The organism is Streptococcus mitis, assembly GCF_023109235.1.
Classification (GTDB): domain Bacteria; phylum Bacillota; class Bacilli; order Lactobacillales; family Streptococcaceae; genus Streptococcus; species Streptococcus mitis_DA.
In genome coordinates this window covers 85,206-99,792 of record NZ_JALDUC010000002.1, presented here as the reverse complement: position 1 = coordinate 99,792, position 14,587 = coordinate 85,206, and the positions used below count along the sequence as shown (strand labels likewise).

The window sequence follows — 14,587 nt, the reverse complement described above, 5'->3', positions numbered from 1 at the left end:
ATTAAATTTTTAGGAGTAAACTGTTTACCAGTTAATTAAATAGTTAAGGAGTTATCTATGAAGAAAAAAAGTTTATTTTTAGTATTGTTAAGTGTCTTTCTTTTGTGTTTAGGTGCTTGTGGTCAAAAGGAAAGCCAGACAGGGAAAGGGATGAAAATTGTGACCAGTTTCTATCCTATCTACGCTATGGTAAAGGAAGTATCTGGTGACTTGAATGATGTTCGGATGATCCAGTCAAGTAGCGGCATTCACTCTTTTGAACCTTCAGCGAATGATATCGCAGCCATCTATGATGCAGACGTATTTGTTTATCATTCTCATACGCTCGAATCTTGGGCAGGAAGTTTGGATCCAAATCTAAAAAAATCTAAAGTTAAGGTTTTAGAAGCATCTGAGGGAATGACCTTGGACCGCGTCCCAGGCCTAGAAGATGTGGAAGCAGGGGATGGAGTTGATGAAAAAACGCTCTACGATCCGCATACTTGGCTAGATCCTGAGAAAGCTGGAGAAGAAGCGCAAATTATCGCTGATAAACTTTCAGAGGTGGATAGTGAGCATAAAGAAACTTACCAGAAAAATGCGCAAGCCTTTATAAAAAAAGCTCAAGAATTGACTAAGAAATTCCAGCCTAAATTTGAAAAAGCGAGTCAGAAAACCTTCGTAACACAACATACAGCCTTTTCTTATCTTGCTAAGCGATTTGGACTTAATCAACTTGGTATTGCAGGGATCTCTCCTGAACAAGAACCAAGTCCAAGACAACTAACAGAAATTCAGGAATTTGTTAAAACCTATAAGGTTAAAACGATTTTTACAGAAAGTAATGCTTCTTCAAAAGTAGCTGAAACTCTTGTCAAATCAACAGGTGTAGGTCTTAAAACTTTGAATCCTTTAGAGGCAGACCCACAAAATGACAAGACTTATTTAGAAAATCTGGAAGAAAATATGAGTGTTCTAGCAGAAGAATTGAAATGAGGAAAGAATGAAAATCAATAAAAAATATGTAGCAGGTTCAGTGGCAGTTCTTGCCCTAAGTGTTTGTTCCTATGAACTTGGACGATATCAAGCTGGTCAAGTTAAGAAAGAGTCTAATCGAGTTGCTTATATAGATGGTGATCAGGCTGGTCAAAAGGCAGAAAATTTAACACCAGATGAAGTCAGTAAGAGAGAGGGGATCAATGCCGAGCAAATCGTCATTAAGATTACGGATCAAGGTTATGTGACCTCTCATGGAGACCATTATCATTACTATAATGGTAAGGTTCCTTATGACGCTATCATCAGTGAAGAACTCCTCATGAAAGATCCGAATTATCAGTTGAAGGATTCAGACATTGTCAATGAAATCAAGGGTGGTTATGTGATTAAGGTAGACGGAAAATACTATGTTTACCTCAAGGATGCGGCCCATGCGGATAATATTCGGACAAAAGAAGAGATTAAACGTCAGAAGCAGGAACACAGTAGTAATCACGGGGGCGGTTCTAACGATCAGGCAGTAGTTGCAGCCAGAGCCCAAGGACGTTATACAACGGATGATGGTTATATCTTTAATGCATCTGATATCATTGAGGACACAGGTGATGCCTATATCGTTCCTCATGGAAATCACTTCCACTATATTCCTAAGAGTGATTTGTCTGCTAGTGAATTAGCTGCTGCCCAAGCCTTCTTATCTGGAAAAGGTGGCCAATTAAGTACCGTTGAATATCGTTCAAACAGAGCTGAAACAAGATCTAGTGTGAGAACGAGTCAAGCTGAGACTCCTCAAAATCCTACAACGTCTTCTGAGAGTCAAAATGAGGACTTGGATAGTCTCCTTCAAGAATTGTACGCTTTGCCACTTAGCCAACGACACGTGGAGTCTGATGGATTAGTATTTGATCCAGCACAGATTACAAAACGTACAGCAAATGGTGTGGCAGTGCCTCATGGGGATCATTTCCATTTCATTCCTTATTCGCAAATGTCTTCTTTGGAAGAAAAATTGGCTCGAAATCTACCAATTGGAGGTCAGCCAGTTCAAAGTCATTCTGATAATACGAAACCAAGCAGTCCTGAGAAAACAAGTTCAACCATTAAACCAAACTTTAATCTCAATACGCAGGCACCAAATCGAGGAACTGGAGGTGCCTATACAACGGATGATGGGTATGTCTTTAGTCCAACAGATGTGATTGAAGATACAGGTGACGCTTTTATTGTCCCTCATGGAAATCATTTCCACTACATACCAAAAGGCACTTTGTCGGCAGGAGAATTAGCTGCAGCTCAAGCTTATTGGAATGGTAAGCAGGGCTCTCGTACTTCTACAAGCTCAAGTAAACCAAATAGTGATAATGGTAATCCAGCCCAACCAAGTTTGACAGAGACTCCAAATCTGACTGTTACCCCAACATATCATCAAAATCAAGGGGAAGACATTTCAACACTTTTAAGTGAATTGTATGCCAAACCTTTATCAGAACGTCATGTTGAATCAGATGGCTTAGTCTTTGATCCGGCACAAATCATCAAACGTACAGCTAATGGGGTCGCAGTGCCCCACGGAGATCATTATCACTTTATTCCTTATTCACAAATGTCACCACTGGAAGAAAAATTGGCTCGTATGATAGCTGTTAAGGGTCAAAATGGCAGTGTCTTGCCAAGTGTTACTCCTCTGAAGCCAGCCCCTACTACCAAACCTCTAGCACCAGTGGAAAATAAACCGACAGAATTTGATGTCAACCAGGTTGTTAGAAAAGTTGGCGACGGTTATATTTTCGAGGATAAGGGAGTCAGTCGTTATGTTCTAGCTAAAGACCTGGCTAAGGATAAGATTGACGCTATTGAAAATCTCTTGTCTAAGAAAACTCAAGAGACACACGCACTAGTTGCGAAGAAAGAAAATGTGGCACCTCGTGACCAAGAATTCTACGATAAAGCATATAATTTATTGACCGAGGCTCATAAAGCCTTGTCTGAAAATAAGGGACGTACTTCTGATTTCCAAGCCTTAGACAAATTAGCAGAGCGCTTGAATGATGAATCTACTAATAAAGGAAAATTGGTAGATGATTTATTGGCATTCCTAGCCCCAATTACCCACCCAGAACGTCTTGGTAAACCAAATTCTCAGATTGCTTATACAGACGATGAAATTAAATTAGCGAAATTAGCAGGTAAGTATACAACAGAAGATGGCTATATATTTGACACTCGTGATATTACCAGTGATGAGGGAGATGCTTATGTCACTCCACATATGACCCATAGTCATTGGATTAAGAAAGAAAGTTTGTCTGAAGATGAAAGAGTAGCAGCTCAAGCTTATGCTAAAGAGAAAGGTTTGACACCTCCTTCAACAGATAATCAGGGCTCAGGAAATACTGAGGTTAAAGGAGTAGAAGCAATCTATAATAAAGTTAAGGCTGCTAAGAAGGTTCCACTTGATCAAATTCCTTACAATTTACAACATACTGTTGAAGTTAAAAATGGTAGCTTAATTATACCTCATTACGACCATTACCATAACATTAAATTTGGGTGGTTTGACGAAGGACTTTATGAGGCACCTAAAGGCTATAGTTTAGAGGATCTCTTTGCGACTGTAAAATACTATGTAGAACATCCAAGCGAACGTCCGCACTCAGATAATGGTTGGGGAAATGCCAGTGACCATGTTCGTAAAAATAAGCCAGAAGACAGTAAAACTGATGAAGATAAGAAACATGATGAAGTAAGTGAGACAACTCGCCCTGAATCTGATGAAAAAGAGAATCACGCAGGTTTAAATCCTTCAGCAGATAATCTTTATAAACCAAGCACTGATACGGAAGAGACAGAGGAAGAAGCTGAAGATACTACAGATGAGGCTAAAGTTCCTCAAGTAGAGACTGAAAAAGTAGAAGCCAAACTCAAAGAAGTAGAAGCTCTACTTGATACAGTAACCGATGCTAGTTTGAAAGACAATGTGGCAGAGAGTCTAGCTGGTTTACGAAATAATTTGAGTCTCCAAACCATGGATAATAATGGCATTATGGCAGAAGCAGAAAAATTGCTTGCTTTGTTAAAAGGTAGTGAGTCAGTTACGACGAAACCAGCAGTATAAGCTTTATACTATAAATCAAAATGATGTAAGAGTCAGTAGCAATACTGGCTTTTATTTTTTAAAATGATATAAAAATCTTGACAGATAAACTTAAAAAAGGTAAACTATTTACTGGTTAATTAATTGGTTAAATAACCGGTTTAGAAAAAACTATTTAACCGATAAAAAGAAGTTACGAAATAGCTTCATCATTTATTGAAACGAGGGATTTATGAAATTCAGTAAAAAGTATATAGCAGCTGGGTCAGCTGTTATCGTGTCCTTGAGTCTATGTGCTTATGCGCTAAATCAGCATCGCTCGCAGGAAAATAAGGACAACAATCGTGTCTCTTATGTGGATGGTAGCCAGTCAAGTCAGAAAACCGAAAACCTGACACCAGACCAGGTTAGCCAAAAAGAAGGAATTCAGGCCGAGCAAATTGTTATTAAGATTACAGATCAGGGCTATGTGACGTCACACGGTGACCACTATCATTACTATAATGGGAAAGTTCCTTATGACGCTCTCTTTAGTGAAGAACTTTTGATGAAGGATCCAAACTACCAACTTAAGGATGGAGATATTGTCAATGAGGTCAAGGGTGGTTATATCATCAAGGTCGATGGAAAATATTATGTCTACCTGAAAGATGCAGCTCATGCTGATAATGTTCGAACTAAGGATGAAATCAACCGTCAAAAGCAAGAACATGTCAAAGATAATGAGAAAGTTAGCTCTGATGTTTCTGTAGCAAGATCTCAGGGACGCTATACGACAGATGATGGTTATGTCTTTAATCCAGCTGATATTATTGAAGATACGGGTGACGCTTATATTGTTCCTCACGGTGGTCACTACCACTATATTCCAAAAAGTGATTTGTCTGCTAGTGAATTAGCAGCAGCAAAAGCTCATTTAGCTGGCAAAAATACGCAACCAAGTCAGCTAAGCTATTCTTCAGCAGTTAGTGACAATAACACGCAATCTGTGGCACAAGGCTCAACTAGCAAGCCAGAAAGCAAAGTTGAAAATCTCCAAAGTTTATTGAAAGAACTCTATGATTCACCTAGTGACCAACGTTACAGTGAATCAGATGGTTTGGTCTTTGACCCTGCTAAGATTATCAGCCGTACGCCAAATGGAGTTGCGATTCCGCATGGCGACCATTATCACTTTATTCCTTACAGCAAACTTTCTCCTTTAGAAGAAAAGATTGCCAGAATGGTGCCTATCGGTGGAACTGGTTCTACGGTTTCTACAAATGAAAAACCTCATGAAGTAGTGTCTAGTCTAGGCAGTCTTTCAAGTAGTCCATCTACTTTGAATCATGCCTCATTGACTACAAATAAGGCTATCTCTGCAACATCTGATGGCTATATCTTTAATCCAAAAGATATCGTTGAAGAAACAGCTACAGCTTATATCGTAAGACATGGTGATCATTTCCATTACATTCCGAAATCGAACCCAATTGGGCAACCGACTCTTCCTAACAATGGTCTAGTAACACCTTCGCCATCTCTTCCAGCCAATCCTGGTGTTTCACATGAGGAACATGAAGAAGATGGTCATGGCTTTGATGCCAATCGGATTATTGCTGAAGATAGTTCAGGATTTATCATGAGTCACGGCGACCACAGTCATTACTTCTTCAAGAAGGATTTGACTGCTGATCAAATCAAGGCAGCGCAAGACCACTTGAAAGGTGCAAATACAACAACACCAAGTCCAGCTCATGATGACGATCACGACGAAGATCATCATGGACATCATCATGGTGAGGAACACGATCACGGTTTTGATGCCAATCGTGTCATTAGTGAAGATGAGCAAGGCTTTGTTATGAGTCACGGTGATCACAATCATTACTTCTTCAAGAAGGATTTGACAGCAGACCAAATTAAGGCAGCTCAGGATCATTTGAAAACACATCATGATGCGGAGCCTGTAAAACCTCTTGCTAAAACGGTAGAGTCTTTCTCAAGAGATGCTAGCGATGAAGAAAAGATTGCTTATATCTCTAAAACTTATGGTGTTCCACTTGAAGCGATTAGAATTTCAAACGGATTCTTTGTCTTTGGAAATCCAGACCAAGCCTACGATCCAACTCATATCCATCCCTATGCTGTTCGTAAGGAACATGTTCGTTTGCCACTCCAAACTGGAAATCCAGAACTTGATTTCCTAAATGAACTTTACACGACTGCTTTGCGAGATGGTGTGTCTCCTTATAGTTTACAGGTAGAAAATGGTAGTTTTGTGATTCCTCATGGAGATCATAATCACTACATCAAGGTTCAAACCAAGGGCTATGAAGTGGCTTTGAAAAACAAGATTCCAGCCCTGCAATCCAATTATCAACCTGGAGCTTTTGATGAGAAGGCAGTCTTGGCAAAAGTAGATCAACTTCTAGCTGATAGTAGAAGCATCTACAAAGACAAGCCTATCGAACAAAGACAGATTGAGTTAGCTTTAGGTCAGTTTACTGAAAACATGAAGAAACTGGCAACTAACTCTACAGCAGGTTATCTTGCGACACTTGATCTCTTTGATAAGCAATATATCCATATTGATGAAAGTGTTAAACCTACTGAAACAAGTGTTTTAGATAAGAAATATCAAGCCTTGATTGATAAAATCAATACACTGGATACAGACTCTTATGGACTTCCTAAGAAAGACCTTCTTGTTCGACTTCAAGAAGCTAAATTGGCAAAAGATGAGGCTGCTTTAGCAGCGGTTGAATCACAACTTCAAGCTCTTCAAGACTTTAATGACCGAACAGGTGTTACAACAGTGGAATACATCAAGTATTTCTACGAACACGTAAATGACGGTCGTTTAAATGATGAACTTCGGAACAAAGTAGCTCAGTTGACTTGGACCTTGTATCAATCTCAATCTTTCCTTAAGGCAGCAGAATTGAACAGACTATTCCCAAGCATCTATCAGGCAAAACAAGAAGTGGAAGAAGCTTTGAAAGCTCAACCAACTACTGCTAAATCGACTCAGACAGTTCTAGATACTGAAAAAGTTGATAACCAAACTGCCAAGACAGCTATTTATGGCTTCTTGAAAGAATTGTACGGAGACTTTATGCCTGAAGAACATGTCAATCATGTTAGCAAGGAAGAAGTAGAAAGCCTCTTGAGCAAGGCAAATCAACTCTTAGAACAAATCCAAGAAGAAGGAATCAGACAATCCTTGGCAGAAGAAGTAGAAAATCTCAAAGCTGCCACAAACAAGGCTGATGCGGACTTGGATGAAGTAAACAGTCAGGTAAAAGATGTCTTGACTCGTATCGCTAGCGCCCTTCAACAAGAAAAGGAAAATGCTGAGCAAGACCCTCAGACACTAGTACTCTATCAAAAACTCTACGATATTCTCATGTCGCTTCACTCTTATTTAGAAAACAACAAGGGTTCTGATGCGGACTTTGATAAGGTAGATGCTTTACTAGATCAACTTTCTGCTAAGAGTAAAGATAAAGCTGCTTTACTTGAATTGACAAAAGCTATTCTAGTCTTGAATCAAGAAATCAAGTCAAAATCAAGCTCAAGTGAAGAAGCAACTCCAGCGACAAATGCCGAGTCAAATGGTGAGAACACAAGTTCCGAAACTGAAACATCAGTGGCTGCAGAATCTAACAGTGAAACTGCAAGGGACGAAAACAAACCAAGCAAGGCAACAGATTCTAAACCTGCTGAACCAGCTTCAGAAAAGGAAACAACAGAATCTACAACAAGTACTGGAAATCAAGAAAAACCAGCAGAATAAAAAGAAAGGCGAAGTAGCTAAGCTACCTCGTCTTTTTAGTCTTCATAAGCTACGATACCAATGATGGTATCAACTGCACGTTCCATAGTCTGAAGGCTGACGTATTCAAAACGTCCATGCATATTTTCTCCTCCCGCAAAGATATTAGGAGTTGGGATTCCCATAAAGGAAATCTTAGAGCCGTCTGTCCCTCCACGAATTGGTTCGATAATAGGAGTAATACCCAAATCTTCCATAACGGCTTTGGCAATGGTAATTGGAGTCATATCTTTCTCAATGACTTCTTTCATATTGTAGTACTGGTCTGTCAAGTTTAGGGTGACACGGTCGCTACCAAGTTCTTGATTCATCTTATCAGCGATAGACTGCATTGCTGCTTTACGCGCTTCAAAGGCATCTTTTTCAAAATCACGAATGATGTAGCTTGCACGTGCCTCTTCGACACTACCTATCACATCCATTAGGTGGTAGAAGCCTTGGTAACCTTCTGTTAACTCGGGTCGGTCATTCTCTGGAAGTTGATTATGAAAATCAATTGCTAGCTGAAGGGCATTGACCATCTGCCCTTTGGCAGTACCAGGGTGGACATTGCGTCCTTGGAAATGCAATTCAGCACCAGCGGCTGAGAAGGTCTCGTACTGAAGTTCTCCGAGAGGTCCGCCATCTACAGTATAGGCAAAATCTACATCGAAATCTTCTGCATCAAATTTATTGGCACCAACACCGATTTCTTCATCTGGACCAAAACCAACACGAATCTCACAGTGCTTGATTTCAGGATGGGCAGTCAGATATTCAATAGCAGTCATAATTTCAGCAATCCCTGACTTGTCATCAGCACCTAGTAAGGTTGTTCCATCGGTTGTGATGAGCGTTTGTCCTGGATATTTCTCTAGACTCTTAAAGTCAGCTGGATCGAGTTTGAAACCAGAATTTCCAAGTTCAATCACACCACCATCGTAGTTTTCAATTACCTGTGGCTTGACTCCTTCGGCTTTAAAATCAGCAGTATCCATGTGGGAGATGAAGCCAATCTTACGTGTTAAAGATGGATCATTGGCTGGCAAGGTTCCAATTGCAAAACCATTTGCTAGATAATAAACATTTTGTAATCCAACACGTTTCATTTCAGGGATCAGGACATTGGTTGCGAAGTCAACCTGACTCTGTGTACTTGGAGTAGTAGTAGAGTGTTCATCAGAGCGCGTGTTGACCTTAACGTAGGTTAGGAATCGGTCCAAGAGATTGGGATAAGTCATAAAAAACTCCTTTTGAATTCATTTTTTCCATTGTATCATAGAAAAGAGAGAAAAACAAAAGACTGAAGTTAGGGAAATTCGCTATGTTGGCGTTTACTTATCAACAAATTAATGATAAAATAAACTTGATAAAAATATCACAAGGAAGCGATTATGAAAAAAGCAATTTTAATGATGACTTTCGGTTCACCAGAAGAGATTACCTTTGAAGGTGTGGCTGATTTTTTCACAAATATTCGTCGCGGAGTGAGACCTCAAGACCACGAGGTTCAAACACTCTATGATAATTATGTACTTATTGGAGGTACGCCTCTGCAAAGAATTACCCGTGAAGAGGTTGCCTTAGTAGAAGCTAGACTGGGGAATGAGTATAGTGTTTATTTTGCTAATAAGTTTTCTAGACCTTTTATCCCAGATGTGATTGGTCAGATGGAAGCAGACGGAATCGAGCAGTGTATTTGCTTGATTTTGGAGCCCCATTATTCTTTCTACTCTGTCATGGGCTATGAAAAATTTTTAGAAAGCAAGCAAATTCAATTTTTAGTCATTAAGGACTGGTATCAAGAAGAAGCGCTGTTAAACTATTGGGCAGATGAAATTGGTAAAATTTTAAAAGAAGAAGTAAAGCAGGATAGCTTTAAAGTCATCTTTTCAGCCCACAGTGTGCCTATTTTTGCCTTGGATTTTGGTGACCCATATATCGATCAAATTTTTGAAAATAGCAAGCTAGTCGCTGAAAAACTAGGTTTGAGTTCAGAACAATATACCAACACTTGGCAGAGTGAGAGTGATATTGGTATTCCATGGATTAAACCAGATGTTTTAGAGTATCTCAGAGAACAGAAAGAACATCCAGACCATTATATTTTTGTACCTATTAGTTTTATCAGTGAGCACATTGAAGTCTTGTTTGACAATGATGTGGAATGTTATGATTTATGTCAGGAATTTGGAGTAAACTACCATCGTCCACCAATGCCAAATACAGATTCTCGCTTGATTGATGCCTTGGTCAATACCGTCAAAGCTAATGAGGACAAAGAATTTAAGGAATTTCTTCCAGAAGAAGAAACCTTTGATGAATTAGTTCCTTCAGATGAGACGAAAAACATTTTGGCCGAATCTCAAGATTTACAAATGCCTGAATTTGTGAAAAAACTGATTGAGAAAAAAGGTCGGGAGAATGTTAAGATGCCTTATCTGATTAAGAAAATGCTTGAGAAAGCAGGCAAGTTACCAAAAGAGTAAAGAAAAAGGATTTAGCTTTGTGCTAGATCCTTTTAATTGATTATTTTTTCTCAAGAAGAGCTTTGATTTCCTGAAGTACTTCCAACTCAGTTGGACCAGCTGGAGCTTCTTCAGCTTCTTCTTTCTTAGTAAGGCTTTGAGCTTTTTCAATACCTTTGATAACGAAGAAGAGAACAGTACCGATAACTAGGAAGTTGATAACAGCACTCAAGAATTTACCATATGTAACACCATTCCAAGCAAGCTCAGCGATGTTTTGTACTTTCGCAGCTTCCAAGGCTGGATTCAAAATAAGTGGAGTGATGATATCGTTAACAAGTGATGTAACGATTGCACCAAAAGCAGAGGCAATGATAACACCGACAGCAAGGTCAACAACATTACCACGAAGCAAAAATGCTTTAAGATCTTTTAACATTTTCATAATTTCCTTTCAAAAAATTTTTACACTTAATTATATATTAATTAAGAAGTTCTTGCAAGCTATATGTTTACAATTTTTCTTATTTTTTAAAAATAAATACCTTACTAAAAATGTAATTGAGGATAATTATTAAGAATTGTGCAATAACTGTTTCAATACTATTCACTCTATTAATATTATTATTTACAAATTTCCCGATAATATTAGGAAACTGAGTTACAAAGAGAAAAGTTAAAAACAAGTCTAAAAGAAAAGTAGAAAGACGTGCTATAGTAAATTTTACTAAACGAATTGACCAATTCTCTCTAGCTTGCTTAAAGACAAGCCTATCATTTGTAATAAAGGCAAATAGGATACCGATAATATTTGCTAGTCCAGTTGCAAGGAGTTCTCTATGAGTTAGTTGATAAATGACTAATCTGGATAGAATGGAAACAAGAGTAGTAGCTATACCAAAAAAAAGATAGGCTAAGAGCTCATTCACGAAGAGACTTTGAATGCGTTTTTTCATGCTTTTAGTATAGCATAAAGCAGGCTATTGTGCTATACTAGTAAGGTTGATTCAAGCAACCCTTGGTGCTTAGCTTCTTTCACCAAGCATATTATACGCGGGAAACCGCTAAAGGAGAAAAGATGAAAAAATTAACTATTCGTGATGTAGCAGATATTGCAATTGTTGCTGCTATCTATGTCGTTTTAACTGTCACACCACCTCTAAATGCCATTAGCTATGGTGCTTATCAGTTCCGTATTTCAGAAATGATGAACTTTATGGCTTTTTACAATCCTAAGTACATCATCGGAGTTACCATCGGTTGTATGATTGCTAATTTCTTTAGCTTCGGACTGCTAGATGTCTTTGTTGGTGGTGGTTCAACCTTGGTATTCCTCAGTCTAGGTGTTTGGCTTTTTGCAAAATACAGCAAAGATTACCTCTTTAATGGATTAATTCGAAAAGATCATTTCTTCTTTTCAATCCTCTTTTCAATTTCCATGTTTACTATTGCTGCAGAGTTGAATATCGTAGCGCAATTACCATTTTTCCTTACTTGGTTCACAACAGGAATTGGTGAATTTGCCTCATTGATTATTGGTGCAATTATTATTGGTAAAATTGGTCGTCGAATTGATTTAAGCAAATAGAAGAAGACAAGCTAGGTAGCTCTTACCTGGCTTTTTCTTATGGAAAATTTCTAAGGAAACTTGACAAGTTTTTCTAACTATAGTATACTTTTTAGGTAAGCTGATTTAGCTCAGTTGGCAGAGCGCATCCATGGTAAGGATGAGGTCGCCGGTTCAATCCCGGCAATTAGCATTAAATAGACAGAAAAACCCTTGATTTACAAGGGTTTTTGTTATGTATGCATCAAATGTTTCAAAGATATTTCTATTCAGCTGTGTAAATGAAACTAAAGAGTTTCGTCTGTTGACAAAAGTGATTCTCTTTAGTAGAATAGAAGATGCGATGAGTCGATAGGTAGTCTTCGGACTACTATTGAGCATAAGGAGGTCATAACGCAGGAGCGGACCTTGATGAGTTGTGTGAACCTGCTCATCACATGATGATGCCTCTTAGTCCCTGGTCTAACGACTGGGGATGTTTATTTTTCAAAAAAAAGATGAAAATGCTTTGCAATTCATGGAAAAAGTAGTATAATACATCTATTATAGAAATTTTTAGAAAATTCCGAAAGAGGTTATTTATGGGATATACAGTTGCTGTAGTCGGCGCGACAGGTGCTGTCGGAGCTCAGATGATAAAAATGTTGGAAGAATCAACACTTCCAATCGATAAAATCCGTTTACTTGCTTCTGCACGTTCAGCAGGCAAGACTTTGAAATTTAAAGACCAAGATATTACGATTGAAGAAACAACTGAAACAGCTTTTGAAGGAGTTGATATTGCTCTCTTTTCAGCAGGTGGTTCTACATCAGCTAAATATGCACCATACGCAGTTAAAGCTGGTGCGGTAGTAGTAGATAATACATCTTACTTCCGTCAAAATCCAGATGTTCCATTGGTTGTTCCAGAGGTTAATGCTCATGCACTTGACGCCCACAACGGTATCATTGCCTGCCCTAACTGTTCAACAATTCAAATGATGGTGGCTCTTGAGCCAGTTCGCCAAAAATGGGGCTTGGACCGTATCATTGTTTCAACTTACCAAGCAGTTTCAGGTGCTGGTATGGGAGCAATTCTTGAGACACAACGTGAACTTCGTGAAGTTTTGAATGATGGTGTAACTCCACGTGATTTGCATGCGGAAATCTTGCCTTCAGGCGGTGACAAGAAACATTATCCTATCGCCTTCAATGCTCTTCCACAAATTGATGTCTTCACTGACAATGATTACACTTACGAAGAGATGAAGATGACTAAGGAAACTAAGAAAATTATGGAAGATGACAGCATTGCAGTATCTGCAACATGTGTGCGTATTCCAGTATTGTCAGCTCACTCTGAGTCTGTTTACATCGAAACAAAAGAAGTGGCTCCAATCGAAGAAGTAAAAGCAGCTATCTCAGCCTTCCCAGGTGCTGTTCTCGAAGATGATGTAGCTCATCAAATTTATCCGCAAGCCATCAATGCAGTGGGTTCACGTGATACCTTTGTTGGTCGTATCCGTAAAGACTTGGATGCTGAAAAAGGAATCCACATGTGGGTTGTTTCGGACAACCTGCTCAAAGGTGCTGCTTGGAACTCAGTTCAGATTGCAGAAACTCTTCACGAACGTGGATTGGTTCGTCCAACGGCCGAATTGAAATTTGAATTAAAATAGTCATATCGTTTAGGAGTTCAGATGAACTCCTTCTTTGAAATAGAGAGGTGTTTCTCATGTCTTATCAGGATTTAAAAGAGTGTAAAATCATCACAGCCTTTATTACTCCCTTCCATGAGGATGGTTCCATCAACTTTGACGCTATTCCAGCCTTGATTGAGCATTTATTGAGCCATCATACGGATGGAATTCTTCTCGCAGGGACGACAGCTGAGAGTCCAACTTTGACTCACGATGAAGAATTGGAGCTATTTGCAGCTGTACAGAAGATTGTCAATGGACGTGTACCTTTGATTGCGGGTGTAGGTACTAATGATACGCGTGACTCTATTGAGTTTGTCAAAGAAGTAGCGGAATTTGGCGGTTTTGCTGCTGGACTTGCTATTGTTCCTTACTACAACAAACCTTCTCAAGAAGGAATGTATCAGCATTTTAAGGCCATTGCAGATGCTTCTGACCTACCAATTATTATCTATAACATTCCAGGGCGTGTAGTTGTAGAATTAACTCCAGAAACCATGCTTCGTTTGGCTGACCATCCAAATATTATTGGTGTCAAAGAATGTACTAGCTTGGCTAATATGGCTTACTTGATTGAGCACAAACCAGAAGAGTTCTTGGTCTATACTGGTGAGGATGGAGATGCTTTCCATGCCATGAACCTTGGTGCGGATGGGGTTATTTCTGTTGCCTCTCATACAAATGGGGATGAGATGCACGAGATGTTCACTGCAATTGCAGAAAGCGATATGAAAAAAGCCGCAGCTATTCAGCGTAAATTCATTCCTAAGGTCAATGCCCTCTTCTCTTATCCAAGTCCTGCTCCTGTTAAGGCGGTTCTTAACTACATGGGATTTGAAGCTGGACCAACTCGTCTACCTCTAGTTCCAGCACAAGAAGAAGATGCCAAACGAATTGTCAAGGTTGTCGTAGATGGCGACTACGAAGCAACCAAGGCAACTGTAACAGGGGTCTTAAGACCAGATTACTAATAAAGACAATAAAATCCATGACCGCAACAACGAT

General features: G+C 39.1%; 10 protein-coding genes, 1 tRNA gene and 1 riboswitch. Of the genes, 8 read left to right on the top strand and 3 right to left on the bottom strand.

What is annotated here, in order from left to right; genetic code table 11:
* Window positions 1–57 precede the first annotated feature (57 nt).
* From adcAII to M1F55_RS01770, 3 genes are all read left to right on the top strand, one after another.
* A complete protein-coding gene (gene adcAII / locus M1F55_RS01780; RefSeq protein WP_247947156.1) occupies window positions 58–975 on the top strand; it encodes a metal ABC transporter substrate-binding protein in 918 nt (305 codons plus the stop codon).
* A gap of 7 nt (window positions 976–982) precedes the next feature.
* Window positions 983–4,093, top strand: a complete 3,111-nt coding sequence (locus tag M1F55_RS01775) for a pneumococcal-type histidine triad protein (RefSeq protein WP_247947155.1) — start codon at window positions 983–985, stop codon at window positions 4,091–4,093.
* A gap of 211 nt (window positions 4,094–4,304) precedes the next feature.
* A complete protein-coding gene (locus M1F55_RS01770) occupies window positions 4,305–7,850 on the top strand; it encodes a pneumococcal-type histidine triad protein (protein WP_247947154.1) in 3,546 nt (1,181 codons plus the stop codon).
* A gap of 35 nt (window positions 7,851–7,885) precedes the next feature.
* On the opposite strand, the gene pepT is transcribed toward M1F55_RS01770, so the two are convergent.
* Window positions 7,886–9,109, bottom strand: coding sequence for a peptidase T (pepT, locus tag M1F55_RS01765; protein ID WP_049515286.1), 1,224 nt, complete (start codon window positions 9,107–9,109; stop codon window positions 7,886–7,888).
* A 153-nt stretch (window positions 9,110–9,262) separates the two neighbouring features.
* Here pepT and hemH point away from each other — a divergent pair, with 153 nt between their 5' ends.
* On the top strand, window positions 9,263–10,357 hold the full coding sequence (hemH, locus tag M1F55_RS01760) for a ferrochelatase (RefSeq protein ID WP_049515285.1): 1,095 nt from the start codon (window positions 9,263–9,265) through the stop codon (window positions 10,355–10,357).
* Between the two features lie 40 nt (window positions 10,358–10,397).
* Here hemH and mscL read toward each other — a convergent pair whose 3' ends face one another.
* Both mscL and M1F55_RS01750 read right to left on the bottom strand, forming a co-directional pair.
* Window positions 10,398–10,775, bottom strand: a complete 378-nt coding sequence (gene mscL, locus M1F55_RS01755) for a large conductance mechanosensitive channel protein MscL (RefSeq protein ID WP_049515283.1) — start codon at window positions 10,773–10,775, stop codon at window positions 10,398–10,400.
* A gap of 85 nt (window positions 10,776–10,860) precedes the next feature.
* Window positions 10,861–11,292: a GtrA family protein gene (locus M1F55_RS01750; protein ID WP_049515282.1), complete on the bottom strand. Its 432-nt coding sequence runs from the start codon at window positions 11,290–11,292 to the stop codon at window positions 10,861–10,863.
* Window positions 11,293–11,320: 28 nt separating this feature from the next.
* A riboswitch (PreQ1 riboswitch) is annotated at window positions 11,321–11,417 on the top strand.
* Here M1F55_RS01750 and M1F55_RS01745 point away from each other — a divergent pair.
* The 4 genes from M1F55_RS01745 (at window position 11,415) to dapA (ending at window position 14,553) form a co-directional block, all read left to right on the top strand.
* Complete coding sequence (locus M1F55_RS01745) at window positions 11,415–11,924, top strand: QueT transporter family protein (protein WP_000737072.1); 510 nt, start codon at window positions 11,415–11,417, stop codon at window positions 11,922–11,924. Its footprint overlaps the riboswitch before it by 3 nt.
* A 99-nt stretch (window positions 11,925–12,023) precedes the next feature.
* Window positions 12,024–12,096 (top strand) — tRNA-Thr (locus tag M1F55_RS01740).
* A gap of 388 nt (window positions 12,097–12,484) precedes the next feature.
* The gene (locus tag M1F55_RS01735) at window positions 12,485–13,561 is read left to right on the top strand and encodes an aspartate-semialdehyde dehydrogenase (protein WP_004254313.1); all 1,077 of its coding nucleotides are present in this window, start codon (window positions 12,485–12,487) and stop codon (window positions 13,559–13,561) included.
* A gap of 56 nt (window positions 13,562–13,617) precedes the next feature.
* Window positions 13,618–14,553: a 4-hydroxy-tetrahydrodipicolinate synthase gene (gene dapA / locus M1F55_RS01730; protein WP_078228398.1), complete on the top strand. Its 936-nt coding sequence runs from the start codon at window positions 13,618–13,620 to the stop codon at window positions 14,551–14,553.
* Window positions 14,554–14,587: the final 34 nt, after the last annotated feature.